The organism is Desulfovibrio porci, assembly GCF_009696265.1.
GTDB lineage: Bacteria > Desulfobacterota > Desulfovibrionia > Desulfovibrionales > Desulfovibrionaceae > Desulfovibrio > Desulfovibrio porci.
On sequence record NZ_VUMH01000015.1, the window covers coordinates 1 to 25,021 of the forward strand.

26 protein-coding genes and 1 riboswitch are annotated in these 25,021 nt (G+C 63.3%); of the genes, 19 read left to right on the plus strand and 7 right to left on the minus strand.

Annotated elements, in window-relative coordinates; translation table 11 throughout:
* The first annotated feature begins 8 nt into the window (after positions 1-8).
* The 12 genes from FYJ44_RS12435 (at position 9) to FYJ44_RS12490 (ending at position 11,066) form a co-directional block, all read left to right on the plus strand.
* Complete coding sequence (locus tag FYJ44_RS12435; RefSeq protein ID WP_326833688.1) at positions 9-500, plus strand: GGDEF domain-containing protein; 492 nt, start codon at positions 9-11, stop codon at positions 498-500.
* Positions 501-947: 447 nt separating this feature from the next.
* On the plus strand, positions 948-1,718 hold the full coding sequence (locus tag FYJ44_RS12440; protein ID WP_229772697.1) for a cytochrome c3 family protein: 771 nt from the start codon (positions 948-950) through the stop codon (positions 1,716-1,718).
* A 7-nt stretch (positions 1,719-1,725) separates the two neighbouring features.
* Positions 1,726-3,018 (plus strand): electron transporter RnfC, encoded by a 1,293-nt coding sequence (locus FYJ44_RS12445; protein ID WP_154512631.1) that lies wholly within the window; start codon positions 1,726-1,728, stop codon positions 3,016-3,018.
* Positions 3,015-3,971, plus strand: a complete 957-nt coding sequence (locus FYJ44_RS12450) for an RnfABCDGE type electron transport complex subunit D (protein ID WP_154512633.1) — start codon at positions 3,015-3,017, stop codon at positions 3,969-3,971. The genes FYJ44_RS12445 and FYJ44_RS12450 overlap by 4 nt, the downstream gene beginning before the upstream one ends.
* A 2-nt stretch (positions 3,972-3,973) precedes the next feature.
* Positions 3,974-4,549 carry an RnfABCDGE type electron transport complex subunit G gene (gene rnfG, locus FYJ44_RS12455; protein WP_154512635.1) on the plus strand — a complete coding sequence of 192 codons (576 nt, stop codon included), beginning with the start codon at positions 3,974-3,976 and terminating at the stop codon, positions 4,547-4,549.
* Between the two features lie 64 nt (positions 4,550-4,613).
* Positions 4,614-5,285 (plus strand): electron transport complex subunit RsxE, encoded by a 672-nt coding sequence (gene rsxE / locus FYJ44_RS12460; protein ID WP_154512637.1) that lies wholly within the window; start codon positions 4,614-4,616, stop codon positions 5,283-5,285.
* 36 nt (positions 5,286-5,321) lie between these two features.
* A complete protein-coding gene (locus FYJ44_RS12465; RefSeq protein ID WP_154512639.1) occupies positions 5,322-5,897 on the plus strand; it encodes an electron transport complex protein RnfA in 576 nt (191 codons plus the stop codon).
* A gap of 140 nt (positions 5,898-6,037) precedes the next feature.
* Positions 6,038-6,940 (plus strand): RnfABCDGE type electron transport complex subunit B, encoded by a 903-nt coding sequence (gene rnfB, locus FYJ44_RS12470; RefSeq protein WP_154512641.1) that lies wholly within the window; start codon positions 6,038-6,040, stop codon positions 6,938-6,940.
* Between the two features lie 11 nt (positions 6,941-6,951).
* Positions 6,952-7,989: an FAD:protein FMN transferase gene (locus FYJ44_RS12475; protein ID WP_154512643.1), complete on the plus strand. Its 1,038-nt coding sequence runs from the start codon at positions 6,952-6,954 to the stop codon at positions 7,987-7,989.
* A gap of 168 nt (positions 7,990-8,157) precedes the next feature.
* On the plus strand, positions 8,158-9,093 hold the full coding sequence (locus tag FYJ44_RS12480) for a glycosyltransferase family 10 domain-containing protein (protein WP_229772698.1): 936 nt from the start codon (positions 8,158-8,160) through the stop codon (positions 9,091-9,093).
* A gap of 26 nt (positions 9,094-9,119) precedes the next feature.
* The gene (locus tag FYJ44_RS12485) at positions 9,120-10,070 is read left to right on the plus strand and encodes a glycosyltransferase family 2 protein (protein WP_154512645.1); all 951 of its coding nucleotides are present in this window, start codon (positions 9,120-9,122) and stop codon (positions 10,068-10,070) included.
* 99 nt (positions 10,071-10,169) lie between these two features.
* Positions 10,170-11,066: an EamA family transporter gene (locus FYJ44_RS12490; RefSeq protein WP_154512647.1), complete on the plus strand. Its 897-nt coding sequence runs from the start codon at positions 10,170-10,172 to the stop codon at positions 11,064-11,066.
* A gap of 129 nt (positions 11,067-11,195) precedes the next feature.
* On the opposite strand, the gene FYJ44_RS12495 is transcribed toward FYJ44_RS12490, so the two are convergent.
* From FYJ44_RS12495 to FYJ44_RS12505, 3 genes are all read right to left on the minus strand, one after another.
* Complete coding sequence (locus tag FYJ44_RS12495) at positions 11,196-12,908, minus strand: CocE/NonD family hydrolase (protein ID WP_154512649.1); 1,713 nt, start codon at positions 12,906-12,908, stop codon at positions 11,196-11,198.
* A 175-nt stretch (positions 12,909-13,083) separates the two neighbouring features.
* Positions 13,084-14,433, minus strand: a complete 1,350-nt coding sequence (locus tag FYJ44_RS12500; protein ID WP_154512651.1) for a sugar transferase — start codon at positions 14,431-14,433, stop codon at positions 13,084-13,086.
* 11 nt (positions 14,434-14,444) lie between these two features.
* Complete coding sequence (locus tag FYJ44_RS12505) at positions 14,445-15,581, minus strand: glycosyltransferase family 4 protein (protein WP_154512653.1); 1,137 nt, start codon at positions 15,579-15,581, stop codon at positions 14,445-14,447.
* A gap of 201 nt (positions 15,582-15,782) precedes the next feature.
* Here FYJ44_RS12505 and FYJ44_RS12510 point away from each other — a divergent pair, with 201 nt between their 5' ends.
* Both FYJ44_RS12510 and FYJ44_RS12515 read left to right on the plus strand, forming a co-directional pair.
* Positions 15,783-16,805: an NAD-dependent epimerase/dehydratase family protein gene (locus FYJ44_RS12510; RefSeq protein ID WP_154512655.1), complete on the plus strand. Its 1,023-nt coding sequence runs from the start codon at positions 15,783-15,785 to the stop codon at positions 16,803-16,805.
* A gap of 85 nt (positions 16,806-16,890) precedes the next feature.
* Positions 16,891-17,547, plus strand: a complete 657-nt coding sequence (locus tag FYJ44_RS12515) for a YiiX/YebB-like N1pC/P60 family cysteine hydrolase (protein WP_154512657.1) — start codon at positions 16,891-16,893, stop codon at positions 17,545-17,547.
* Positions 17,548-17,565: 18 nt separating this feature from the next.
* Here the strand turns inward: FYJ44_RS12515 and FYJ44_RS12520 are convergent, their stop codons facing one another.
* The 3 genes from FYJ44_RS12520 to FYJ44_RS12530 are packed head-to-tail and all read right to left on the minus strand — an operon-like array spanning position 17,566 to position 19,453.
* Positions 17,566-18,276, minus strand: coding sequence for a septal ring lytic transglycosylase RlpA family protein (locus FYJ44_RS12520; protein WP_287703550.1), 711 nt, complete (start codon positions 18,274-18,276; stop codon positions 17,566-17,568).
* Positions 18,273-19,187, minus strand: a complete 915-nt coding sequence (locus FYJ44_RS12525; RefSeq protein WP_287703551.1) for a hypothetical protein — start codon at positions 19,185-19,187, stop codon at positions 18,273-18,275. Before FYJ44_RS12525 ends, FYJ44_RS12520 begins: the two co-directional genes overlap by 4 nt.
* A complete protein-coding gene (locus FYJ44_RS12530; RefSeq protein ID WP_154512661.1) occupies positions 19,184-19,453 on the minus strand; it encodes a hypothetical protein in 270 nt (89 codons plus the stop codon). Before FYJ44_RS12530 ends, FYJ44_RS12525 begins: the two co-directional genes overlap by 4 nt.
* A 446-nt stretch (positions 19,454-19,899) precedes the next feature.
* Between FYJ44_RS12530 and dsrA the strand changes: the two genes are divergently transcribed.
* The 5 genes from dsrA (at position 19,900) to ribB (ending at position 24,598) form a co-directional block, all read left to right on the plus strand.
* Entirely contained in the window at positions 19,900-21,213 is a 1,314-nt protein-coding gene (gene dsrA / locus FYJ44_RS12535) for a dissimilatory-type sulfite reductase subunit alpha (protein WP_154512663.1), read from the plus strand.
* A gap of 18 nt (positions 21,214-21,231) precedes the next feature.
* Positions 21,232-22,377, plus strand: coding sequence for a dissimilatory-type sulfite reductase subunit beta (gene dsrB / locus FYJ44_RS12540; protein WP_154512665.1), 1,146 nt, complete (start codon positions 21,232-21,234; stop codon positions 22,375-22,377).
* Between the two features lie 54 nt (positions 22,378-22,431).
* On the plus strand, positions 22,432-22,668 hold the full coding sequence (locus FYJ44_RS12545; RefSeq protein ID WP_154512667.1) for a dissimilatory sulfite reductase D family protein: 237 nt from the start codon (positions 22,432-22,434) through the stop codon (positions 22,666-22,668).
* 238 nt (positions 22,669-22,906) lie between these two features.
* On the plus strand, positions 22,907-23,485 hold the full coding sequence (gene amrA / locus FYJ44_RS12550) for an AmmeMemoRadiSam system protein A (protein ID WP_154512669.1): 579 nt from the start codon (positions 22,907-22,909) through the stop codon (positions 23,483-23,485).
* Between the two features lie 80 nt (positions 23,486-23,565).
* A riboswitch (FMN riboswitch) is annotated at positions 23,566-23,716 on the plus strand.
* 252 nt (positions 23,717-23,968) lie between these two features.
* Positions 23,969-24,598: a 3,4-dihydroxy-2-butanone-4-phosphate synthase gene (gene ribB, locus FYJ44_RS12555; RefSeq protein ID WP_229772699.1), complete on the plus strand. Its 630-nt coding sequence runs from the start codon at positions 23,969-23,971 to the stop codon at positions 24,596-24,598.
* Between the two features lie 124 nt (positions 24,599-24,722).
* Here ribB and FYJ44_RS12560 read toward each other — a convergent pair whose 3' ends face one another.
* Positions 24,723-24,914 carry a hypothetical protein gene (locus FYJ44_RS12560; RefSeq protein WP_154512673.1) on the minus strand — a complete coding sequence of 64 codons (192 nt, stop codon included), beginning with the start codon at positions 24,912-24,914 and terminating at the stop codon, positions 24,723-24,725.
* Between the last annotated feature and the right edge of the window lie 107 nt (positions 24,915-25,021).

The following is a 25,021-nucleotide window of genomic DNA, read 5'->3' on the forward strand; positions in this document are numbered from 1 at the left end:
TCGACCGCGTGCAGTCAATTTGGCATTCTTATGGCTGTTCACCCTGTCCTCGGCTCGGTTTACTGTTGTCTGTCAACTCCAGCTTTACCGGCTTGAGGCAGGGTGAACAACCTATTGGAACATTACACCTAGGGCATGACGCCGGGGATATGGCCCTGCGGGAGTTCGCGGACAAGCTCAGGGAATTTGCGGACAAGCGGAACGCTCTGGCCTGCCGCTACGGCGGGGATGAATTCGTGCTCTTCGCGCCTGTGCGGGACGACGCCGACATTGAGGCGTTTGCCTGTGAACTGAGCAAAACACAGCGGGGCAGCGTGGAAGGCAATGGCAAGGAGTACGTTTACAGCACAAGCATCGGCATCTGCCCGTATCCGCTTGAGGGCTTTCTGAGTTTTGAAGAAGCGCTGCAGGCTGCGGACCAGGCTCTTTACAAAGCCAAGCAGCGGGGACGGGCAACGTTTGCCGTCTACGAACCCGATGAAAACGCGCGCCGGGGCTGAGCCGCCCAGGCGTGCGGCCGGAAATTTTCTCCCTCTTTTCGTGCCTCCAGCCTCTGTGCGGAGGTTTTTTTCTTATGTTCATTGGCTGAACAAACAATTTGTAACGCGGCCAATAATGCGGATTTTCTTTCATTGGACACGGCTCGTGAAAAATGGAGCAGCAAGAATATTCGTAACATGCCTTCCCAAAAGGAAAAAAATTTACTATGATATTCAAAGGAGTCTCACCTCAAATAGGGTTTCACTGTAGCGTCGCAATAGAGAAAACGCTCCCTGTCGGTCCTCACCATTCACGCGCGGACGAAAATCGCCGTCGGCAATGGATTATGACGTCAGGCAGAGGAGCCCGGCCCGGGCGCTGTTCCCTTGCCTGCGGCGGGGGATTGTCGCGGTTTTATTACTGTAAGGGGTGCAGCGTTGCAAAAGCGTTACTTTCCTATAGCGTTGTTGACAGTCATTCTGGCGGTCCTGGCCGTGGTGGGATATGTGCTGCCCTTGCCTCACGAAGCCGTGCCCCAGCGCGTCCTGCTGGACAACGCCGGCGGCCCGGTGGTCCTCCAGCACGCGGAGCACGCCTTCCAGCAGAAGATCCCCTGTGAGAAATGCCACCACGAAAGTCCGGTCAGGCGCGAGAACGTGCAGCGTTGCGAATCCTGTCACGGCGCGGCGTTCGATGCGGCCTTCAGGAAAAACCACATGGCGGCCTTCAACGACAACGCATCCTGCGCCACCTGCCACCATTATGAGCTTGCGGCCAAGAAGTGGGGGCACAAGAGGCATCAGGAAGAATACGGGGTGGACTGCCGCGAATGTCACCACAAAAATACCGAGATCGAAGCTGAACCGCAGAATTGCGCGGACTGCCACGATTCCGGCGCGCCCACGGGCAAGAAGGCTGAAGAGGGCACGCCGCCCAATCTGGCCGACGCCGTGCACGCCCGTTGCGTGACCTGCCACGAGGAGATGTTCGCGGCCAAGGCCAAGGGCTGCGCCCAGTGCCACAGCCAGACGGCCGTGCGCGACATTCTGCCCAAGGAAGGCCTGGTCAAGCTCAATCCCATGTTCACCAATTGCGCCGTCTGCCACGGTCTGCCCGCGGAAAAGCTCATTCCCGGCCGCATGGACGCCTACCACAAACTGTGCATGGGCTGCCATGAAAAGCTGAAGAAGGGCCCCTACGGCAAGGAACAGTGCGCGCAGTGCCATACCAGCAAGTGAGGCGGGGATGAAAGAGTTATTTCAGATGTTGAACGATCCCCGTTTCCATCTGCTGTACGGGGTGACGCAGCGCTTCAGCACCGGGCCGGAGCCGCAACTGGTGCGCCTGAACCGTGAGGGCTTCAAGTTGGTGGAGGGGGTGACCAAGAAAACCCTGGTCCACCCGCGCATGCGCCTGGCGGTGCATCCCTCGCCGCTCAAGGGAGACGCCTTTTCGCCCATCTTCGGCCGCATTTCGGAGATCAACGAGCGCAGCATCTTTGTGGAAGCCGTGGAGCCCAACGAAGAGCAGCGTCTGGCCGCGGAAGCTGTGGAAAAGGACAAGGTGGACCTGCTGGCCCTGCCGGAACGCGGGGCGGAGCTGGGCAAAATTCTCAAGGGACTGGGTCTGAACACCCGCTCTCTGGGCCAGGACTGCAAGACGCTGATCATCAACGGCCTGAATCCGGACCCCGGCGTGACCTGGGCCGAGCCCATGCTGCTCACCCATCTGGACAATCTCAAGGCCGGTCTGGAAGTGCTGCGCCGCCTTTCCCCGGCGGAAAAGATACTGCTGGCCGTGCCCAAGGAAATGCGCCTGCACTACCATGATATTGAGGTGGCCCATGTGCCCTCCCAGTATCCGGCCAGCGTCAACGCTCTGGTCGTCAAGGCCGTCACGGGCAAGGAAAATCCCGAGGGCGTGGGCATCGTCGGGCTGCACAACGTCTGGAGCCTGGGCCGGGTGGCCCGCACCGGTCTGCCGCTCATCGAAACCGTGCTGACCATCGGCAGTTTCGAACACTCGGGCAATTACATCGTCAAAGAGGGCAGCACCATCGGCGAGCTGCTGCACTTCGCCAACATCGAGCTGAAAAACGGTGACACCCTGGTGCGCGGCGGCCCGTTGCGCGGCGAGAGCCTGGACAGGCTGGACCGCAGCGTGACCAAGGGCTCCACCGGCGTGTTTGTGGTGGAGGCGGGCACCATCCCGCCCATGCAGGGGCACAGTCCCTGCATCAACTGCGGAGCCTGCGTGCTGATCTGCCCGGCCCGTCTGAGCCCCAGCTTTCTCAGCCGCTACGCCGAATTCGCCCTGCATGAGCGCAACCGCGCCGAGCACATCGAATGTTGCCTGGAGTGCGGCCTGTGCGGTTATGTCTGCATCGCCCGGCGGCCCGTGCTGCAATACATCCGCCTGTCCAAGCATAAACTGGCCCAGGCCGACGCGGCCGCGAAACTTCAGGAGCTGCGTCCCGTGCCCGCCGAGGGCGCGGCGGTTCCCGAGGCCGCAACCGCCGCCAAACAGGGAGGTGAATGATGTCCGCAGCCGCCACGTCCGTGCTTCTGGCCATGAGCGCCCCGCCCTACTGGCACTGCGGGCGCACCATCCGCCAGACCAGTTTTTACATGCTGGCCGGTCTCGCCCCGGCGGTCATCATGGCCGTCTGGAACTGGGGCCTGCCCGCCGCGCGGGTCATGGCCCTGTGCGTGGCCACCGCCGTGCTCACCGAGGCCCTCTGCCAGAAAGCCATGGGCCGCGAGCTTTCGGTGGACGATTTCACGGCGGTCAATTCCGGCCTGCTGCTGGCATTTCTGCTGCCCGCCGCCGCACCCTGGTGGCTGGTGATGCTGGGCGCGTTCATCGCCATGACCCTGGGCAAGATGGCCTTCGGCGGACTGGGGGCCAATCCGGTGAACACGCCTCTGGTGGGGTGGGCCGTGCTCTTCGTCTCCTTCCCCCTGTTCATGGACCCCAACGCCATGCAGCTGGCCACGGACTACATGGACCCGCTGATCCGGCTCAAATATTTCGGCGCGGCCGCAGCCGACGCCATTCCCTTCACGGACCTGCTGCTGGGCGGACAGATCAACGGACTGGGCGCGGGCCAGGTGGGCGCGCTTTTCCTGGGCGGTTCTTTTCTGGCCGCGCGCGGGATTATCCGCTGGCAGATTTCGCTGGGCTTTTTCCTGGGCGTGGCCGGTCCGGCGGCCCTTTACTACATGCTGGACCCGGCCCTGAACGCCTCGCCCTTCTTCCATCTCTGCACGGGGTCGGTGATGCTGGGCGGCTTCTTTCTGGCCACGGAATCGGCCAACGCCCCGGCCCGGCCGCTGCCCATGTTCATTTACGGTCTGCTGGGCGGCGCGCTGACCATAGTCATCCGTAAATACGGCGTCTATGTGGACGGCACTCCCTTTGCCATCCTTCTGGTCAATCTGCTGACCCCCTTCCTGGATCTGATCCGTCCCAAACCTTTTGGAGCGCGTTAGTCATGATCGGCATGTTGCGAATGGTGGTGGTGCTGTCGGTGCTCTGCGGACTGTCGGGCTTTGCCCTGTCCTATCTCAAAATGGTCACGGCGCCGCGCATTGAGGAACAGGTGCTCACCTACGTGCAGGGCCCGGCTCTGGCGCGAGTGTTCACCCATGCCCAGAATTCGCCCATTGCGGACCGCCGCAAATTCCCGCTGGAGCACGGCTCGGTCATGGTCTTTCCGGCCTTGCGCGACGGCAGGCTGGTGGGCGTGGCCCTGGAAGAGCAGGGCAAGGGCTACGGCGGCGAGATCGGGGTCATGGTGGGCTTTAACGTGGGCAACGACAGCCTGGAGGGCATCGGCATCACCACGCTCAAGGAAACGCCAGGCCTGGGCATGCGCGTGACGGAACAGGCCTTTGCCGGTCAGTTCAGCGGCGCGCGCGCTCCTGTGGCTCTCACGGCGCAGGGCGGCGGCATCGACGCCGTTTCCGGGGCCAGCATTTCCTCCGGCGGCGTGGTGGCGGCCGTGAACAAGGCGGCCCAAGTCTACAGCCTGCTCAAGCCGGAAATTCTCAAGGCCTGGTCCAAATAGGGCGTCCCGCGCCGGACCGGGAGCGCCGCGCGCGGCGCGCTGATTTTGCCGTAAGGAGGCAGCCATGACTGTCATGCAGGAATTCACCAAGGGGCTCTGGAAAGAGCTGCCGCCTTTCCGTCTGGTGCTGGGACTCTGCCCCACCCTGGCCGTGACCAATTCAGCGGACAACGGCCTGGGCATGGGCCTGGCGGTTATTTTTGTGCTGGTGCTCTCCAATATGCTGATTTCCATGGTGCGCACCATCATCCCCAAGAAAGTGCGCATCGCCTGCTTCATCGTCATCGCGGCCTCGCTGGTGGTGGCCGTGGAACTGCTCATGCAGGCCTACGCCTATCCGCTTTATCAGCAACTGGGCATCTTTGTGCCGCTCATTGTGGTCAACTGCATCATTCTGGGCCGGGCCGAGGCCTTTGCCGCCAAAAACGGCGTGGCCGCCTCGGTGGCCGACGGCCTGGGCATCGGCATCGGCTACACCTTGTCCCTGACGTTTCTGGGCTCGTTGCGGGAAATCTGGGGCAACGGGACATGGTTCGGCCATGCCGTCATGTGGGACGGCTTCGAACCTTTTCGGATCATGGTCAAAGCGCCGGGCGCGTTCATCTGCCTGGGCCTGATCCTGGCGGCCATGAATCTGATCAACTTCTGGCAGGCCCGGCGCAAGGGCCGCGAACCCCAGCCCCTGACAGAGGGCTGCGGTGCATGCCAGGCCTGCAATATGAGCCGCGAGGCTTAGACCCCGGCCCCCACGGACGTGTGAAAGGAGCGGCGCATGGAAATTTTCGCGATCTTTATCTCCGCCATCTTCGTCAACAACATTGTGCTGGCGCAGTATCTGGGCAACTGTCCCTATCTGGGCTGCTCCAAGGAAAAAGGCGTGGCCCTGGGCATGGGCGGGGCCGTGATTTTCGTTATCATCGTGGCCACCTGCTGCACCTGGCTCATGCAGCGCTATGTGCTGGCCCCTTATAATCTCGGCTATCTGCAGACCATTGTCTTCATCGTGGTCATCGCCGCTCTGGTGCAGTTCGTGGAGATGTTCCTGAAAAAGGCCGTGCCGCCGCTCTACGCGGCTCTGGGCATTTTTCTGCCGCTGATCACCACCAACTGCGCGGTCATGGGCGTGGCCATCCTGGTGCAGCGCGAGGGCTTCGGCCTGCTGGAATCCATGATCTGGGGCGCGGCCTACAGCGTGGGCTTTACCCTGGCCCTGCTGCTCATGGCCGGCATCCGCGAGCGGCTGGACACCTGCCGCCTGCCCAAGTCCATGGCGGGCACGCCCATCGCCCTGGTCATGGCCGGGCTGATGTCGCTGGCGTTCATGGGCTTCAAGGGCATGGGCCATTGAGAAGAGGCGTCTTTTGGTCCCCGGCGGCGTCAGGCGTCGCGCCGCGGGACGTTGTGGGCGGCATTGCGAAGTAAAAGAAAAGTCGTATCTGATAGTGAGAAGTTAGTCGCGTTATTGTTACGTTAGCCGAGGTTGCCGTTATGGTCTTTGTCTCCATTCTGACCCTGTTCGCCCTAGGGCTCACGGCTTCGATCATTCTGGCCGTGGCGTCGCGTGTCTTTTACGTCAAAGAGGACCCCAGAGTGGAGGCCGTGGTGGAGGCTCTGCCCGGGGCCAATTGCGGCGGTTGCGGCTTTGCGGGCTGTGAAGGCTACGCCACGGCGGTGGTCAATGATCCCTCGGTTCCGGCCAATAAATGCTGTGCCGGAGGCGCCGCCACCAGCATCGCCGTGGGCGAGCTTACCGGCAAGACCGTGGCCGAGGCCGAACCTCTCTACGCCTTGCGGCGTTGCGACAAGCTGGCCGGAAAGGTGGCCCCGCGCTACCAGTACCAGGGCATGCCTTCCTGCGCGGCGGCGGCCCTGATGCGCGGCGGCACGGACGTCTGCGTGTACTCCTGCCTGGGTTTCGGCGACTGCGTGCAGGCCTGCCCCTTCGGGGCCATGGAAGTGCGTGACGGCCTGGTGCGCGTGGATCGCGGCAAATGCACGGGCTGCGGCGTCTGCGTGTCCGCCTGTCCGCGCGGCATACTGGAACTGACGCCCCAGCGGGGCCGTGTGGCGGTCTACTGCAACACCAGGGACAAGCTGCGCGCGGTCATGGACGTCTGTGACGTGGGCTGCATCAAATGCGGGAAGTGCATCAAGGCCTGTCCGGCCAAGGCTGTGCGCCTGGAGGACAACCGCATTGTCATTGATCAGCTCCAGTGCCTCTCCTACGGACCTGTCTGCGAAGAAGTCTGCGTGAGCGGTTGTCCGCGGCATATTTTGCGCTCCACCCGGAAGGCCATCGCGCTCCGGCCCGCTGCGGATGCCGAGGACACGGCCGCGACGCCGTCCGCGCCCGCCGGTCAGGAACAATCCCAGCCCCAACCCCAAGCCTGAGAGGAAGCAGCATGCCGTTGAATCACAGCCGTCGTCATTTTCTGCGTGCCGCGCTGCTGAGCGGCGGGGTTCTCACCGCCGCCTCCCTGACGCCCGCTCTGCTGCCCCTGGCCGTCAAGGCCGCTTCAACCGCCGAACCGCTGCAACAGACACGTTTGTTCATGGGCACCGTAGTCACGGTCAGCGTGGTCGACCCTGACGCGGACCGGGCCGAAGTCGCCCTGGAGCGTGCCTTTGCCCGGGGCCGCGAGCTGGCGGACGTCTTCACCCGTTTTGACGCGGCCTCGCCGGTGGGCGCGCTCAACGCGCGCGGTGTGCTGGCGGACGCCCCGCCGGAGCTGACGGCCTTGCTGGATCACGCCCGGCGCGTGAGCGACCTGACCGGCGGCGCGTTTGACGTGACCGTGCTGCCCCTGCTGCGTCTGCTGGACGAGCGCCGCAACCCGACAGGAAGCCTGCATCTGGCCGAAAGCGAGTTGCGCGAGGCCCTGGAACTGGTGGGCGCGGAACATCTGGACGTGGGAGGCGGCAGCCTGCGCTTCGCGCGTTCCGGTATGGGCCTGACCTTGGACGGCATCGCCAAGGGGCATATTGCCGAGTGTATGTCGCGCGAACTGGCCGCCGCCGGTTGCCCGGACCATCTGGTCAATGCCGGGGGCGACATGGTGGCGCGCGGCCGCAAAGCGCCGGGCGCGCCCTGGCGTGTGGCCGTGGAAGACCCGCAAAAGCGGGGCCGCTATCCCCAGGTTGTGGAACTGCCCTCGGGCGGGGCCATTGCCACGTCCGGCGGCTACGAGATTTTTTACGACGCCGCACAGACGCACAGCCATCTGGTCAGCCCGGCCACCGGCCAGAGTCCGGCTCTGGCCAGCGTGACCGTGACCGCGCCTGACGGGCTCACGGCCGACGCGCTGGCCACGGCCCTGTCTGTGATGCCCCCGCGCGAGGCCCTGAGCCTGGCCGACAGCCTGCCCGGCTGCGCCTGCTGCCTGCTGCGGCGGGACGGGCTGGTGCAGACGTCCGGACGCTGGCGGGGACGGACGGCATAGCGCCGTCTGATTGCGGACAGGAGTGATCTGTGGCCTCTCCGGCCTTTTTGCGTTGAATTTGTCGATCCGCTTTTCCTGATATAGGAAGCGCAGGCCATGGATTGCTTTTTTTGCACCATACACGCGGCCTGGCCCTAGTTGCGCCAGACCGGCGATGGTTGCGGCGGCATGGGCCAGGGGGAAGACACGCGTTTTGTCCTGGCGGACAAGGACTGCCGCGCTTCCTGGCTGGCGGTTTTCGACGAGCCTCCGCCGGGCACGCTCACCCGCGCGCCGCGTGAGCGGCGTGTCCTCTTTGTCACCGAGCCGCCGGAAATCAAGCGCTATCCGCGCTCTTATCTTGAACAGTTCGGTACTGTCATTTCCCCCTATCCTTTCCGGGGCGTGGAGCCCCGCGCGCTGCATCTGGAAAACCCCTGCCTGAACTGGCAGTACGGGGTCGTCACGGACGGCGCCGTTCCCGTCTCCCCCGCGCTCACCCGCCTCGACGATATTGAAAATCTGCCCGTGCCGGCCAAGCGCAAAAAACTTTCGGTCATCTGCTCCAGCAAGACGGCCACGGAAGCGCAGCGTCAGCGCATCCGCTTTGTGCAGCGCCTGAAAGAGGCGCTGGGGGACGATCTGGACGTCTTCGGACGGGGTTTCCGGCCCGTGTCCGACAAGGCTGAAGCCATAGCCCCCTACAAATACCACCTTGTGCTGGAAAACAATTATCTCGACAACTTCTGGACGGAGAAGCTGGCTGATGCCTGGATAGGCTGGACGTTTCCGCTTTATCTGGGCGCGCCCAATCTGGCGGCGGTCTGCGGGAGCACAGGAGGCGCTACGGGCGGTTTCCTGGCGCTTGACCCGGAGGATGAGACGGGCAATATGGAGCGCATTGCGCGTTGTCTGCGCGGCAACCTTTGGGAAGAGCGGCAAGAGGATCTGGCCCGCTGCCGCGCCTGGTGCCTGCGCCGCACCAATGTCTTTGCCCGTCTGGCGGAACTGATCCGTCAGGCTTCGCCAGGCATGCGGCGTCCGCCCATGCTTGAGCGCGCGGAAATGCTGTACGGCACGGACCGGGAAGCCATTGCCGCGCTGTATGAGCGGGCGCGCCGCTGAATCCATGCCGCGCGGGGAGCCGCCATATGCCCAAGATCACTGTCGCCATGCCCGCCCACAACGCCGCACCGTATATCAACGAGGCCGTGGATTCCATTTTGGGCCAGACCTGCCGGGATTTCGAACTGCTGGTGGTGGACGACGGCTCCACGGACGACACGGCCCGCCGCGTTGAGGCCTGTACGGACGCGCGCGTCCGCTTGATCCGGCTGGGGACCAACCAGGGCAGGGCGGCGGCGCGCAATGTGGCCCTGGAACAGGCGCGCGGCGCGTATCTGGCCTGGATGGACGCCGACGACATCGCCGTGCCCCGGCGTCTGGAAAAACAAGCGGCTTTTCTGGAAGCACATCCCGACGTGGATGTGTGCGGCGGCTGGCTGCAATACTTTCATCAGTCCACGGCGCTGGAGCGCTTTCCCGCCGCGCCGGAAGACGTCCGGGCCGCCACGGTCTTCGGCGCGGCCGTGGTCAACGGTTGCAGCCTGCTGCGGCTGGAGGTTCTGCGCGCCCACGGCCTGCGCTTTGATCCGACCCTGGAGCGGGCCGAAGATTTCGCCTTCTGGGCGGATCTGCTGCTGGGCGCGCGGCGGCGCGCCGCCAATCTGCCGGAAGTGCTGCTGCGCTACCGCTATTTCCGCCGTCCCTTTGTGCCGCAATGGCATGCGCGAGCCCTGCTGGGGCATGTCTTCCCCCGTCTGGGGCTGGCCCCCGGAGATGCCGGGGCCACGGAAGCCGCCCTGCACGCGGGCCTGATCTACGCCCCGCTGAAAGCGCATTGCGCCCGCCACGGCGCGCCCGCCCTGCTGGCCTGGCTGGACAGGCTCTGGCGCGGCTACACCGAAACATTCGGCACTGATCCCGCCTTTGAACACTATATTCTCTTCTTCGCGGGCAAAATCCTTTCCCTGTCCCCGGACCGGGAAGGGGCGGCCGCTTTTTTCCGGAGTCTGGACATCGCCGGGCTTGCGGGGCCCTGATCGCGGATATCGGGCTTTGTGGAGTTTTCGGGCGCATCCGGCATAGCGGAGAATCAGCGGAACCAAGCGCATGGGAAACCTTCAGCAACGAGCGTAACCATGATATTCGGCATTGCTTCCGGTCTGGCCACGGCCGTCATGCAGTCCACGTCCTATGTCTGCTCCAGGGTTTTTATTCACCGGCACAAGAGCGCCGTGGCCCTGGCCGTCTATTCCCAATTGCTTATGGGGCTCATGGCCGCGTTTGTCTTTCTGTTTGTGGCCGATGACTTTCATTTTCCCGCCACTCCCGGCAACTTACGGTTGCTGGCCGGTCTTGTGCTCAGCACCGCCGCCGGGCAGGTCTGTTTTTTTCTGGCGGCTGCGGAAATAGAGGCCTCGCGCCTGTCCTCCCTGACCGGCCTGAAGATCATCGTGCTCGCGCTGCTCTGTCAGTTCGTGCGGCATGAAGACTTGGGCTTCCAGGCCTGGGTTGCGGTGCTGCTCTGCACACTGGCCGCGCTGGGCATGAATTTTTCCGGACTGCGCATCAGGCTGAAAGGCGCATTCTGGCTTGGGTTGACCCTGTTGCTCTATTCGGCGGGGGATATCTTCATCAAGCTTTTGATCGGCGTCGTGGAAGGGCCCAACGCTGTGGCCCGCTCCATCGGAGCGGCGGCCCTGAGTTACGCGCTGCTTGGTCTGGTTTCGCTGCCCGCGCTGTTCTTCGTACGGCGTTCCCCGGCCCGGTGCAGGGATTCCCTGGGCTATGCCTGCGCCTGGTTCGGGGCCATGCTGCTGCTTTTTTACAGTCTGACCATGGTCAGTGTGGTGTTCATTAACATTATCGTGGCTTCGCGCGGCATCATTTCGGTGCTCATGGGCGCGGCCATGGCGCGTATGGGCCATACCCACCTGGAACCCGGCGTCAGCCGGGCGATCTGGTTCCGGCGGCTGGTCATGTCCGTGCTGATGCTGCTGGCCATGGCCTTGTATGTCACGTCTGACGCGGGCTGAGCCGCTTTAGGGCGTGTCAGCGCCATGCCTTTTTGCCCGCCTGCGGCTAAAGCTCCTGCGCCGCAACGGCTGAAGCAAGAGTACACTTCCTCAAAGCAGGCGTATCTTTCTTGCAGGCAAACAAAAATTCTATAGTGTTGCCAGGCTCTGGCGCAGCACGGGCAGAATCAGGTGGGAGGGACGCGCGGCGTCGTGGTATACGACTTGTTTGGCCAGATTCATGAGTGCGTTGTCGCCGAATTTTGCGCCGGTATTGGGATTGCGGTCAAAGCGCGGGAAATTGCTGTGGCTCAGTTCCAGACGCAGGCGATGTCCGGCCCTGAAGCAATTGGCGGTATGGCGGCAGTCGATCAGGTAACGGCAGATTTCCCCGCCCTCCAGCAGTTCCTCGACCTTGTCCGAATTTCGGAAGCGGGCGCGGATGATGCCGTCGCAGAGGTTCAGGGCCGTGCCGTCAGGGGCCACGTCCACCAGTTTGGCGCAGAAATCGGTGTCCGGCGCGCTGGATGAAGCCCAGAGGACAACGCGCACGCGTCCGGCGATCTCCAGGTCTTTGTCCAGAGGCGCGCTGGTGAACACCAGGATGTCAAGGCGTTTCTCCAGCTCGGACTGGTCCAGGCAGCCGTTTTTGCCGCCGCCCAGAAAGCCGCCGCCGGTGGTGGGCACGGGCTGGAAGGGATTGTAGATGCAGGTGTCGAACTGCTCGTCGGCGGGCGGTGCCAGGTTCAGGTCACCGTTGCCCAGCACTGAGTTGGCGCAACCGGACGAGTGCAGGTAGTATTTTTCCTCCGCGCTGTTTTCCGGCGGCCAGGTTTGCGCCGTGCGCCATTTCTTTGCGCCGAGCATGTAATAGGTCACGGGCGCTTCGTCCGGCAGAGGGTCGACTGCGGGATTTTCCATCAGCCCTTCTTTGAAGCGCAGGGCGCGGTCCGCCGCCACAGCCTCGGGCGTGGTTTCCTTGCCGAAAAGTTCGGGATTGGCCAGGCCGGTGTGCGTCCAGGGGCCGATCAGGCAACGGGTGAAGGCGCGCGCCTGTGGGTCGCCCGCCCGTTCCCGCATGGCAGTGAAGTTTTCCAGGGCGGCGTTGCAGTAGTGGTCGAACCAGCCGCCCACAATATAGGCGGGTGCGGCGATGCGCGTCCAGTCCACGTCGAATTGCGCCCAGTAGGCATTGCGGCGCGGATTTTCGATCCAGTCCCGCCAGAAGGGCACGGCTTCGCCCGTTGCGGCAAGGTCGATATCCTTCAACGGCAGGTTTTCCGCAAGCCGCAGCCGTTCCCAATTGGGAATGTGCTCGTTGGAGAGATTGGCGGCGCAGTGCATGGACATGCCCCAGCCGGAATAGAGATGCAGCAGCAGCGCCCCGCCCGGATAGACATCGGCATACAGATCAGCGGGCGCGAAAGCGGGCGTAAAGCCGACCAGAGCCTCGGGCGCGCGGGCCGCCGCGCCCCATTGCAGCCAGCCGCCGTAGGAGGCTCCGTCCAGGGTCAGTCTGCCGGAAAACCACTTCTGTCCGGCGATCCAGCGGATGGTGTCCTCGGTGTCGTCGGCTTCGTTTTGCCAGGGATAGAAAACGCCGTCGCTCATGCCGGTGCCCCGGCAGGACTGGTGGATAAATACGGCGTCGGCGCGAAAATAGCTTTCTTCCGGCGCTTTCAGGACGCTGTCCTTGTCATAGGGCGTACGTTGGAGGATAACATTGTGCCTGCCGGTTTCCCTCGGCAGATAAATGCGCGTATGCAGTCTGACTCCGTCCCGCATGGGGATCTTGCGGACCAGGAGGTTGTATTCGGAGGCAATGGTTTTCCTGCGCCGGGGGGAAGTCCTTTTTGCCGCCATGCCGCCCGCCTTTTTTGTTTTGGGAGTTTGACATACAGTAATTTTGTTCTCTTGCCTCAGTCGTTGCAGCGAAGCCGCTTACGGACAAGGACAGCAGAGATGTATGGCACTCAGCTGGAATAAAAGGCGAGGTTTGACGCTGTCAGGGAGAAAAAGAACGTAGTGTCGGCACTCCCTACCGCGCCCCCTTGGGAAAGAGCACCACGCCGATGGTTTTGAAAATAATGTGAATGTCCAGCAGAATGGACATGTTTTTGATGTAGTAGAGGTCGTACTCCAGCTTGCGGCGGGCGTCCTCCTCGGACGCGCCGTAGGGATAACAGACCTGGGCCCAGCCCGTGAGGCCCGGCTTCACCGTATGGCGCAGGCTGTAATAGGGGATGTCCTTTTTGAGCTGCGTCACGAAGGCCATGCGCTCGGGCCGGGGGCCGATAAAGCTCATGTCGCCCTTGAGGATGTTCCAGATCTGGGGCAGCTCGTCAATGCGCACCTTGCGGATGAACTTGCCGAAGCGGGTTACCCGGCTGTCGTGGGCGCTGGCCCAGACCGCGCCGTTCTTTTCCGCGTCCGCGCGCATGGAGCGGAATTTGTAGACCGTGAATTCCTTTTCGTACAGGCCCACGCGGTCCTGGCGGTAGATCACCGGGCCCGGCGATTCCAGGCGCACGATCAGGGCGGTCAGCAGCATGACGGGCGTGGCCGGAATCAGCAGCACCAGGGAGATCAGCACGTCCAGGGCCCGCTTCAGCCGCCGCAGCGAGCCGCGCGTGTTCAGGGAAAAGCCCTCGGTCTGCAACAGCCATTCGTCGTTGATCTGCGAAAGGGGCAGGCGCTGCACCACGTGCTCGTAAAAACTGCGGATGTCCACCACCATGCTGCCGCGCAGCTTGGCTTCCAGCAGGTCATGGGCAATGTCGTCGTCAATGGGCGCGTCGGGCAGCAGCAGAATCATGGTGGCCTTTTTTTCGCGGGCCACGTCCAGGGCCTTGAAGGGCGGTCCCAGGCAGGGACCGGCGTCCGGACCCTGGTCCCGTTCGCCCACATAGCCGATGATTTTGGCCTGCGGCAGACCCTCGGCCAGCAACTGACGCACCTTGCCCGCGCGGTCCACGCCCACCAGCAGGATGCGCAGGGGATGGGTCAGCCTGTCCGCATTGCGGTAATAGAGCCAGCGCCAGCCCAGGCTGAAGGCCAGGGACAGGGCGAAGAGCATCAGCAGGGTTTCGCGGTCGAAACGCCAGTGGTCGAAGGAATAGGAGGCCGTGGCCGAGGAGATGATGCCCAGCACGCAGGCCACCAGCACCCGGCCCGCGGTTTCCTTGAAGTCCTCCTGGCCCACGCTGTAGGCGTCCAGAATGTAGAAAAAGAGCATGTAAAAAAAGACCGTAAACAGCGAAGCGCCGGTATAGTCGTGGAACACGCTCAAATCCGGCGCGATGGTGCTCACGCCGGTGACGGTCAGCGCCAGCAGCAGACAGAAAATGTCCAGAACCTGCAAGAGCGCCATGCGGTACGTACTGATCATTGCACTTCCTTTTATGCCCCGGCGGGCACGCGCATGTCCCGCAGGATGCGGGCCGCCACTTTTTCGGCGTCGAATTCCCTGACGGCCAGCTCACGCCCGGCCGCGCCCATGCGGACGATGCTCTCCGGCGCGAGGATGAAGCTTTCCATGGCCCCGGCCAGGGCCTCGGGGTCGCGCAACGGAACCATGCGTCCGTTGACCCCGTCGCGCACCACCTCCCGGCAGCCGGGCACATCCGTGACCACCGCCGCCCGGCCCATACTCATGCCCTCCATGATGGACGTGGGCGTGCCTTCCCGCCAGGAGGGCAGCACCAGCACATGGGCTGCGGCCACATAGGGCCGCACGTCTCTGGTTTCGCCCAGGTATTCGATGCCGTTTTCATGCTCCCAGGTTCTGATCCGGTCAAGGCTCACGCTGCCCAGCCCCTGTTCCGGCGGGCCCAGAAGCTGAAAGCGCGCGTTGGGGTGGCGGGCCCTGAGCAGGCGCGCGGCCTCGGCGTATTCCGGCAGTCCCTTGGCTTCCAGCAGACGGCCCACCAGCAGAAAGATCACGGGGCCGGACGGCGGCAGCTTGGGCAGGGGCGCGAGGGCGAAACGCCTGATGTCCACACCCGTGCCGCGCGCCGTGAGCACCCGCGCGCCGGACTTCAGAATGCCCGACTCGCGGAAGATGCGGATGTCGTCCTGATTCTGAAAAAAAACGCCTTCCGCGTTTTTGAGCGCCTTGCGATAAAGCAGGACGCTCAGGCGGTTGACGCATTTCTTGAACAGGCTGTCAGCCTCGAAGGCGTAGCCCAGGCCGGTGATGGTGGCGTAGATGTGCGGCACGCGCGCGCGCCGCGCGGCCATGCAGCCGTAAATGACCGGCTTGATGGTGGAGGCGAAGAGCAGATCGGGCTTTTCCATGGCGAAGATCTGCCGCAGCTGCGCGAAAGTGCGCGCGTCATGCAGGGGATTGAGCCCCTTGCGGTCCAGTTCGTAATGGATCACCGCCGCGCCCAGGGCCTCCAGGGCCGCGTCGGCCTCGGGGTCGCCGGGCGGCACGCAGCAAAGCGCCCCATGGCCGCCCTGGCGCATCCGGCGGATCAGCACGCTCCAGAAATTGGACAATGCCCTGGCCTGGTTGCCCAGGACGATGATTTTCATGCCTTGCTTTCTCCCTTCCGTTGTGGCTGCGATCTGTTGTCAGGCGAACGCGGCGCATGGCCTGCCTATAGCACCTGCGCACGGCCCTGAAAAGAGGGCCGCCGCGCGGCGTCTTTACAGGTCTTGCCGCGCGCGGTACAAGGAAAGCGGTCCGTAGGGCCGCCATTCATCAACATTTAGACCGCAAAACAGGACATAACCATGAGCGCGTATGCCGCCTTGTGTGAAACCATGACCGCCGCCCCGTCCCGCTGGCTGGTGACCGGCGTGGCCGGTTTTATCGGCTCCAACCTGCTGGAGCATCTTCTGAAAATGGGCCAGACCGTGGTCGGCCTGGACAATTTTCTCACCGGTTATCAGAAAAATCTGGATATGGTTCGTGATCTGGTGGGAACGGAAGCCTGGAAGCGCTTTACTTTTATTGAAGGCGACATCCGCGATCTGGACACCTGCCGCAAGGCCTGCGACGGCGTGCAGCACGTGCTGCACGAGGCGGCGCTGGGTTCGGTGCCGCGCTCCATCGACGATCCCCTGCTTTCCAACAGCTGCAATATCGACGGTTTCCTGAATATGCTGGTGGCCGCGCGCGACGCCAAAGTGGAGAGTTTTGTGTATGCCGCCTCCTCCTCCACCTACGGCGACTCGCCGGAACTGCCCAAGGTGGAGGACAAGATCGGCCGTCCGCTTTCGCCCTACGCGGTGACCAAGTATGTGGACGAGCTCTACGCCGACGTCTTCGCCCGCTGCTACGGCTTCACCAGCGTCGGCCTGCGCTATTTCAACGTCTTCGGCCAGCGTCAGGACCCCTACGGCGCGTATGCGGCGGTGATTCCGCAGTGGTTCGCCAGCCTGATCAAGGGGGAAACCGTCTACGTCAACGGCGACGGCGAAACCAGCCGCGACTTCTGCTACATCGACAACGTGGTGCAGGCCAATCTGCTGGCCAGCTGCGCCCGTGACGAGGCCCGCGACAAGATTTACAACGTGGCCTTCGGCCAGCGCACCACGCTCAACGAGCTCTTTGCGCTGATCCGTGAGGAAGTGGTCCGTCATCTGCCCGCCGCCGCCACGGCCGAGGCCGTGCACCGCGATTTCCGCGCGGGCGACGTGCGCCATTCTCTGGCGGACATCAGCCGGGCCGAAAAGCTGCTGGGCTATGAACCGCGCTACGACGTGCGCCAGGGCCTGCGCCTGGCCGGAGACTGGTACGCGGCCAATCTGTAAGCGCGCCGCGCTGTGGCATACAATGATAAAGCCCGCCTGACGGCGGGCTTTATCATACAGCGTTGCGCGCTGCCACGGAGGTCATATGCCGCGCCCGCACCTCTCTTTTCCATTGTCGGCGTTTCTGCTGCTGGCGCTGCTTCTCCCGCCGTTTTTCCCCACAGGGGTTTTTTCAGGCGAGTCCGGAGCGACATCGGTCATCCGGGAGGGGGATATCCTTTTTCATACCTCCACTTCGTCCCAGAGCGCGCTCATCCGTCTGTTGACCAACTCGCCCTGGACCCATTGCGGCATTGTTCTGCGCCACAAGGGGCAACTACAAGTGCTGGAAGCGGTTCAGCCGGTGAAGCTCACGCCTGTGGCGGTCTGGACGGCGCGGGGCGCGGGCGGGCGCTATGCGCTCAAGCGTCTCAAAAACGCGGATGCCGTTCTCACGCCCGCCGTTCTGGAGCGCATGCGGCGTACGGGCGTGGACATGCTGGGTCGCGGTTATGACCGGCAGTTCCGCTGGTCCGACGAGAAACTTTATTGTTCGGAACTGGTCTGGAAGCTTTACCGGCGCGCCGCCGGCATCACTCTCTGCCGGCCCCGGCATTTTCGGGATTTCAATCTGTCCCGGCCCGCTCTGGCAAAGGAAGCGCTCCGCCGCTACGGGGGAAACATGCCCCCGCCGGAGGAGGCCGTGGTCACGCCCGCGGATCTCTTCGCCAGCCCCCTGCTGCGCACCCTGTGGGAGGAATAGCCGGACGCGTTGCGCGCCTCAGCTCCCTCCCACCACAAAGGCATGGGGGTAGAGCGCCCTGAACATCTCCAGCATCTGCTGCGCGCCGTTGGAATCCTGCCACGGCCCCACCTGCACGTTCCACATGTTGTTGCTGCCGAACTGCAGGCGGCCCTTGTGCCCGGACCGGGTCAGGATGCCGATCAGTTTGTAGGCGTTGTCCTTGTTGGCGAAGGCCCCCACCTGCACGTAGAAGGGGCCGGACATGTCGCCGTCCTCGCGCATCTGGGGAATGCCGCCCAGGCTCTGGATGCGCACCCTGGCCGTGCCCGTGCCCATCATGTTCAAACGCGTGGCCGCGCCGCGCGAGAGGTCGATGACCCTGTCGTCCACAAAGGGGCCCCGGTCATTGACCCGCACGATGATGGAGCGGCCGTTGCCCAGGTGGGTGACGCGCACCTTGGTGCCCAAAGGCAGGATTTTATGGGCCGCAGTCATGGCGTACTGGTTGTAGCGCTCGCCATTGGCGGTTTTTTTGCCGTGGAAACCCGGCCCGTACCAGGAGGCTACGCCCACTTCCACAAAGCCGTGGGCGGATTTGAGCGGATAATAGGTCTTGCCGCGCACGGTATAGGGTTTGCTGCCCGGCACGCCGCCCTTGCGCCAGGAGCGCGAGCCGCAGCCGCTCAGCAGAACCGCGCAGAGCAGGAGAGCCAGGCAGACCCGCAGGGCGCGGAAGGCCCTGTTCACGCGTCCGGCTCCGGGACGTCCATGCAGCGCAGCGCGCCGCTCTGGGCGCATGCGGCGCACAGCGCCGCGTCGTCTTCCCCGGCGGAACCGGCCTCCAGCCCGCGCAGCAGCTCCAGGCCTTCGGCGTTGAGCAGATTCCGCTCCCGCGCGCGCCGCAACAGGGCCTGGGCGGGCTCCTGCCGGCCGGACTCCAGAAAATCCCGTGCGGCCAGCAGATAGAGGCGCGCGGGTTCGCCGTCATACAGGGTCGTGAGCAGATCCGGATAATACTGCCCGAAGACCTCGCGTGCCAGCGGCTCCTCGCAGGCCAGCCAGCGGGCCAGGCGGCCGTTGTCGCCTTCCCCCGTCAGATAGCGGGTCAGCAGGAAGAGGCCGTGCGACAGCACATGCAGGATGCGCTCCAGTTCACGTGCCGAGCTTTCGGCGGTCTGAGCGGCCAGGGCGCTCAGGGGGCCGTAGAGTTCGTTGGTCACCGCAGGATGGCGGCCCAGCTGGGCCAGACGGTTGGCGTAATGCTGCCCCTGGAAGGCGTCTTCCTTGAGCTTGGCGCATTCGTGAAAAGCGTAACCAACGCACCAGTCGATGAGGGCCTCCACCGGGCTCTGCACGGCCATGCCGTCGGGATGCGGGCTGGCCGCGTACTGCCAGAGCACGATGCCCTGGCCTTCCACCGTTGCGGAAGCCGGGCGGGTCGCATTGCGGAACAGGTGATGGGCCGTGTCCTTGAGCCGCCAGAACACGCCCTTGCGCATGGCCTCGCCCAGCAGGTCGCGCAGGGCCGAGTAGGATACCGTGCCGTCGCGCTCAAAGCGCCGCCGCTGATCGGACAACAACCGGAAGACCATGCAGTAGTCGCGCACCAGGTCGCGCACAAAAAAGGCTCTGTTGGCCAGCAGCCAGCGTTCGCTCACGCTTCGTCCTCCCGCAGCAGGGCTCTGGCCACGGCCAGGTCGTAGAGCTTGAGGGGGTCGGCCTCCTCGTTGCGTTCCGTCCGGTACAGGCGGGCCGCGTTGCGCACCACGTCCAGGCTGAGCCAGGGATGGCGCTCCCAGATCTCGGGATGGTCCGCCTGCCAGAGGCGGAATTCCACTTCGCCGTCCGGCCCCCGCCGCACATAGACCCTGGCCTGGTTGTTGCCGGCCTGGGGGTGGTAATACAAGCCGCGTTCGTCTTTCATGGCTGTCCGTTTGTTTGCTGTGGTTTTGTCTTGTACATGGAATGGTGAAGCGCGGATATTCTATGCCCAAAGCGCCGTCTTTGCCAAGACCGCGCGCGTCCTCCGGCGGGAGAACGGCCGCGCCGCTGTGAAAATGTGGTCAATGTTCGGCTCTGCCGGTTGTCATCAGGGGAAAAATAAGATATGCAACCAATAGACCGCGTTGCGGCCCGAGGGGCCGAGGCTCTGGCTCGCCCGCTCGTTCCTGATCCCTATGGGGCGTTCCGCTGTGGCGGAGCGGGCGTCGCGGCGGCTTGAAAAGTTGCCGGCGGCACCGGGGCGGGACGCATTCCCGCCGCGGATCGGCGTACGCGCAGAAGTCCGTTTTGCGATGCTCCGGGATTGGCGCACCGGAACGGCATGTCACGCGATGGCGTGATACAATCAAACCATGTGGAGGTATGGCAATGGCGAAATATGCAACCCCCCAGTTGGATCAGCTCGAATCAGGCCCCTGGCCGAGCTTTGTGTCCGACATCAAACAGGAAGCGGCCGCGCGGGCCAAAAATCCCAAGGGTCTTGACTATCAGATCCCTGTGGATTGCCCTGAAGACCTGCTCGGCGTGCTGGAACTTTCCTACGCCGAAAAGGAAACCCACTGGAAGCACGGCGGCATCGTGGGCGTGTTCGGTTACGGCGGCGGCGTTATCGGCCGTTACTGCGACCAGCCCGAGATGTTCCCCGGCGTGGCTCACTTCCACACCATGCGTGTGGCCCAGCCTGCTGGCAAATACTACAATACCAAGTTCCTGCGCGACCTGTGCGACATCTGGGATCTGCGCGGTTCCGGCCTGACCAACATGCATGGTTCCACCGGCGACATCGTGTTGCTGGGCACCCAGACCGCCCAGCTGGAAGAAGTCTTCCACGAGCTGACCCACAAGATGAATGTGGACCTCGGCGGTTCCGGCTCCAACCTGCGTACGCCTGAAGCCTGCCTCGGCCAGTCCCGTTGCGAATACGCCTGCTACAACACGCAGGACATGTGCTATCAGCTGACCATGGACTACCAGGACGAACTGCACCGTCCGGCCTTCCCCTACAAGTTCAAGTTCAAGTTCGACGGCTGCCCCAACGGCTGTGTCTGCGCCATGGCCCGTTCCGACTTCGCCGTGGTGGGCACTTGGAAGGACGACATCAAGATCGACCAGGAAAAGGTCAAGGCTTATGTGGCCGGCGAAATCAAACCCAACGCGGGTGCGCACGCCGGGCGCGACTGGGGCAAGTTCGACCTCCAGAAGGAAGTCATTGACCGTTGCCCCAGCCACTGCATGAAGTGGGACGGTTCCAAGCTCTCCATCAAGACCGCCGACTGCGTGCGCTGCATGCACTGCATCAATACCATGCCCCAGGCCCTGCACATCGGCGACGAGCGCGGCGCCAGCATCCTGGTGGGCGCCAAGGCCCCTGTGGTGGACGGCGCGCAGATGGGCTCGCTGCTTGTTCCCTTCATCTCCTGTGAAGCCCCCTATGACGACGTCAAGGAAGTCATTGAAAAAATCTGGGATTGGTGGATGGAAGAAGGCAAAAACCGCGAACGCGTGGGCGAAACCATGAAGCGCCTCTCCTTCCAGAAGCTGCTGGAAGTTACTGACGTGCCGGCTATGCCCTGCCAGGTGAAAGCGCCGCGTACCAATCCGTTTATCTTCTTCAAGGAAGAGGAAGTGCCCGGCGGCTGGAACCGCGATCTTGCCGAGTTCCGCAAACGCCATCAACGCTAGTTAAAGGGGGAAACGAACATGGCTTTTATTTCTACCGGGTACAATCCCCAGAAACCGATGGAAGGCCGCATCTCCGACATCGGTCCTCATAAGTACGACGATTATTTCCCGCCGGTGATCAAAAAGAACTTCGGCAAGTGGCTCTATCACGAAATTCTGGAGCCCGGCGTGCTGCTGCACGTGGCCGAGAGCGGCGACAAGGTCTACACCGTGCGTGTGGGCGGCACCCGCACCATGTCCATCACTCACATCCGTGAGCTGTGCGACATCGCCGACAAATACTGCGGCGGCTACCTGCGCTGGACCACCCGTAACAACATCGAATTCATGGTGGAAGACGAAGCCACCATGAAGGCCCTGCGCGACGACCTGAACTCCCGCAAGTTCGACGGCGGTTCCTTCAAGTTCCCCGTGGGCGGTACGGGCGCCAGCGTCAGCAACATGATTCACACCCAGGGCTGGGTGCACTGCCACACCCCCGCCACCGACGCCTCCGGCCCGGTGAAATGCGTGATGGACGCCCTGTTCGACGAGTTCAAGCACATGCGCATGCCCGCGCCCGTGCGTGTGGCCTTGGCCTGCTGCATCAATATGTGCGGCGCCGTGCACTGCTCGGACATCGGCCTGGTGGGCATCCACCGCAAACCGCCCATGATCGACCATGAATGGGCCGACCAGCTTTGCGAAATTCCGCTGGCCGTGGCCGCCTGCCCGACTGCCGCCGTGCGTCCCACCAAGGTGGAGCACAACGGCGAGAAGGTGAACTCCATCGCCATCAAGGAAGACCGCTGCATGTACTGCGGCAACTGCTACACCATGTGCCCGGCCCTGCCCATCGCCGACAGCGAGGGTGACGGCATCGCCATCATGGTGGGCGGCAAGGTTTCCAACCGCATCTCCATGCCCAAGTTCTCCAAGGTGGTTGTGGGCTACATCCCCAACGAACCGCCGCGCTGGCCCAGCCTGACCAAGACCGTGAAGCACATTGTCGAAGTCTACGCCGCCAACGCCGAAAAATACGAGCGCCTGGGCGAATGGGCCGAACGCATCGGTTGGGAAAGCTTCTTCAAGCTGACCGGCCTTGAGTTCACCCACCACCTCATCGACGACTTCCGCGATTCCGCCTACTATACTTGGCGGCAGAGCACCCAGTTCAAGTTCTAGGCACTTTGCGTAACCCCGGCGGCGCGTCCGCGCCGCCGGGACAGGAGAAAGCTCATGGCTGACGACAAAGACGTTGTTGTTGAATTTCTGAAAAGCAAATCCGCGTCCAAATCCAAGTTCTACTTCAAGGACTTCCTGGAACTCTTCCCGGACAAGGGTCCCCGCGACGTGAAGAAAATCCTCACCAAGCTGATCAATGAGGAAGTGCTGGAATTCTGGTCCTCCGGTTCCACCAGCATGTACGGTCTGAAGGGTGCGGGCAAGCAGTCCCACGCCGAGGGCGAAGACTAGGCGCAAAGCGGTTCTTTTGTTTTTTCGCGGCGGCAGGCTTCGTCTGCCGGGTCGGTCATGTATGTCTGAATACACTCCCTCCCGCCGGATTCGCCTTTCTTGCGGAAAAAGCAAAACTCCGCGCTTTGCGCGTCGCGCCGATTTTTGCAAGATCTGCCGCAACACATGTTGTGGCATTTCTTGTTTTGAGGCCGTACAGCAAGCTTTGAACACCGGGCGTTATGTCTGAGGAGGCCGCATGGCGCTTTCCTTTTCCCTGAATGACGCGGAGCGGGACTATCTGAGCCGCGTGGCCCGTCTGGCCATCGAAAGCGCTCTGGCCGGGAGGGACGCGGCCCGGCCGCCGGAGCCGCCGGCGAGCGCGGGTGCAGCGGCGGCAGGCCCGGACACGTTGCGCCGCGCGTTGGGTTCTTTTGTAACGCTTACCCTGGACGGTCGCTTGCGCGGTTGCATCGGAACCATTGTGGGCCGCGAACCGCTCTTTCTGAATGTGTGGCGAATGGCCCGCGCCGCCGCTTTTGAAGACCCGCGTTTCCCGCCGCTGACCGTGCGCGAATGGCCCGAAACCGCTTCCCATATTTCCGTGCTGGACGAACTGACTCCCTGCCCGGACCCGCAAGCCATTGAAGTGGGACGGCACGGTCTTGCCCTGCAATACATGGGGCGCAGCGGCGTTTTTCTGCCGCAGGTGCCCGTGGAACAGGGCTGGGATCGCGCAACCTACCTGGAACAGCTCTGCGCCAAGGCGGGCCTGCCCGGCGGCAGCTGGCGCGCGCCCGGCGCGCGGCTGTTCTGGTATGAAGCGCTGGTGTTTTGAGGCCGGAGACGTCCGTATGCGTCCGCTCTCATCCGGGCATGTCCACACCTTGTCATACGCCCGCTCCGGGCGTATGCTGCCTCCATTCTCAGGGCGGGGTGCAAGTCCCCACCGGCGGTGATGCGGTCGCGCCCTGCGCGCCGCCAGCCCGCGAGCGCCTTCCGTGAAGGGTCAGCAGATCCGGTGTGATTCCGGAGCCGACGGTAACAGTCCGGATGGAAGAGAATGGTCATGCACGCCGCGCGCTTGCGCCGGGCGCTGTTTTTTCTGTGAAAAAGCGGCCGCCTGTTGCTGACGCCCGGCGTTCCGCCACGCCCTGATGCACCATCTCCCGGCCTGTATGGCCGGACAAGGAGCATGTCATGCATCAGTCCCAATCTCCCCTTGCCTCGTTCGGTTCTTCCCACCTGGGCCTCATGCCGGGCCACAACTTCAACTGTGTCCCAATCTCCCCTTGCCTCGTTCGGTTCTTCCCAGGAGCGGATGCGCCGCGCTCTGGACGCGGTGCGCGCCGGACAGGGCGTCTGCATCGTGGACGATGAAGACCGCGAAAATGAAGGGGATCTGATTTTTTCGGCCCAGACTCTCAGCGTGCCCCAGATGGCCCTGCTGATCCGGCATTGCAGCGGCATCGTCTGCCTTTGCCTGACGGACGAGCGCGTCCGCCGCCTTGGTCTGCCCATGATGACCGAGGTCAACACCAATACGCAGGGCACGGCCTTCACCGTATCCATTGAGGCGGCCGTCGGCGTGACAACCGGCGTTTCCGCCGCCGACCGGGTGACGACGGTTCTGGCGGCCGTCAGGCCCGGAGCCCGCCCCGAGGATCTGCGCCGTCCGGGCCATGTCTTTCCGTTGCGGGCCCGCCCCGGCGGCGTACTGGAGCGGCGGGGACACACCGAAGCCACAGTGGATCTCATGGCTCTGGCCGGTCTTGCTCCCTGCGGGGTCCTTTGCGAACTGACCAATGAGGACGGCAGCATGGCCCGCCTGCCGGAAGTGGCGGCCTTTGCCCGCGCGCACAGCATGCCGTTGCTCAGTGTGGAAGATATCGCGGCCTGGCGGCGGGCGGCCGGAGAAGAAAAAACACGGCAGGCCGGTCAGGTGGCCTGAAGCCGCCGCGTCAGCTGAAAGCGCGTTGTCAATGCGGGAGGGCGGCTTTTCAGCCGCCCTCCCGGTCGTGCCGCACCGGCACGAAAATGATCTGCCCGTGGCTGGACGTGAAGCCCGCCAAGCCTCATTTTATTTTGGTAAAGCCTTGGCTTTCCAGATGCTCGTACAGTTTTTTATGCGTCCAGTGGCTGATGGTGCCGTCGGCGCATTTTTCTTTGAGGTATTCACGTACTTTCTGGTGCTCCAGATACAGAGACGCGACATAATTGATTTCGTGATCCTGACTGCAATTGAAGAGCGCGTGATCGCTGGGCATGGCGCACCTCCCGCTTTTCTATAAAGATTTACCTAAAAAAGTGTTTTGTCAATATAGAATGGGATAAATTTCAGGTAATGACGTCTATTCGTCACAAAAAGGCCGCG

Excerpts from the sequence above, each read along its gene's own strand:
- FYJ44_RS12490 (WP_154512647.1), top strand. The coding sequence starts at position 10,170 with ATGATATTCGGCATTGCTTCCGGTCTGGCCACGGCCGTCATGCAGTCC.
- FYJ44_RS12500 (WP_154512651.1), bottom strand. The coding sequence starts at position 14,433 with ATGATCAGTACGTACCGCATGGCGCTCTTGCAGGTTCTGGACATTTTC.
- amrA (WP_154512669.1), top strand. The coding sequence starts at position 22,907 with ATGGCGCTTTCCTTTTCCCTGAATGACGCGGAGCGGGACTATCTGAGC.
- FYJ44_RS12445 (WP_154512631.1), top strand. The coding sequence starts at position 1,726 with ATGAAAGAGTTATTTCAGATGTTGAACGATCCCCGTTTCCATCTGCTG.
- FYJ44_RS12475 (WP_154512643.1), top strand. The coding sequence starts at position 6,952 with ATGCCGTTGAATCACAGCCGTCGTCATTTTCTGCGTGCCGCGCTGCTG.
- ribB (WP_229772699.1), top strand. The coding sequence starts at position 23,969 with ATGCGCCGCGCTCTGGACGCGGTGCGCGCCGGACAGGGCGTCTGCATC.
- rnfG (WP_154512635.1), top strand. The coding sequence starts at position 3,974 with ATGATCGGCATGTTGCGAATGGTGGTGGTGCTGTCGGTGCTCTGCGGA.
- FYJ44_RS12560 (WP_154512673.1), bottom strand. The coding sequence starts at position 24,914 with ATGCCCAGCGATCACGCGCTCTTCAATTGCAGTCAGGATCACGAAATC.
- FYJ44_RS12545 (WP_154512667.1), top strand. The coding sequence starts at position 22,432 with ATGGCTGACGACAAAGACGTTGTTGTTGAATTTCTGAAAAGCAAATCC.
- FYJ44_RS12510 (WP_154512655.1), top strand. The coding sequence starts at position 15,783 with ATGAGCGCGTATGCCGCCTTGTGTGAAACCATGACCGCCGCCCCGTCC.
- FYJ44_RS12505 (WP_154512653.1), bottom strand. The coding sequence starts at position 15,581 with ATGAAAATCATCGTCCTGGGCAACCAGGCCAGGGCATTGTCCAATTTC.
- FYJ44_RS12450 (WP_154512633.1), top strand. The coding sequence starts at position 3,015 with ATGATGTCCGCAGCCGCCACGTCCGTGCTTCTGGCCATGAGCGCCCCG.
- dsrB (WP_154512665.1), top strand. The coding sequence starts at position 21,232 with ATGGCTTTTATTTCTACCGGGTACAATCCCCAGAAACCGATGGAAGGC.
- FYJ44_RS12480 (WP_229772698.1), top strand. The coding sequence starts at position 8,158 with ATGGGCCAGGGGGAAGACACGCGTTTTGTCCTGGCGGACAAGGACTGC.
- FYJ44_RS12465 (WP_154512639.1), top strand. The coding sequence starts at position 5,322 with ATGGAAATTTTCGCGATCTTTATCTCCGCCATCTTCGTCAACAACATT.
- FYJ44_RS12530 (WP_154512661.1), bottom strand. The coding sequence starts at position 19,453 with ATGAAAGACGAACGCGGCTTGTATTACCACCCCCAGGCCGGCAACAAC.
- rnfB (WP_154512641.1), top strand. The coding sequence starts at position 6,038 with ATGGTCTTTGTCTCCATTCTGACCCTGTTCGCCCTAGGGCTCACGGCT.
- FYJ44_RS12515 (WP_154512657.1), top strand. The coding sequence starts at position 16,891 with ATGCCGCGCCCGCACCTCTCTTTTCCATTGTCGGCGTTTCTGCTGCTG.
- dsrA (WP_154512663.1), top strand. The coding sequence starts at position 19,900 with ATGGCGAAATATGCAACCCCCCAGTTGGATCAGCTCGAATCAGGCCCC.
- FYJ44_RS12485 (WP_154512645.1), top strand. The coding sequence starts at position 9,120 with ATGCCCAAGATCACTGTCGCCATGCCCGCCCACAACGCCGCACCGTAT.
- rsxE (WP_154512637.1), top strand. The coding sequence starts at position 4,614 with ATGACTGTCATGCAGGAATTCACCAAGGGGCTCTGGAAAGAGCTGCCG.
- FYJ44_RS12495 (WP_154512649.1), bottom strand. The coding sequence starts at position 12,908 with ATGGCGGCAAAAAGGACTTCCCCCCGGCGCAGGAAAACCATTGCCTCC.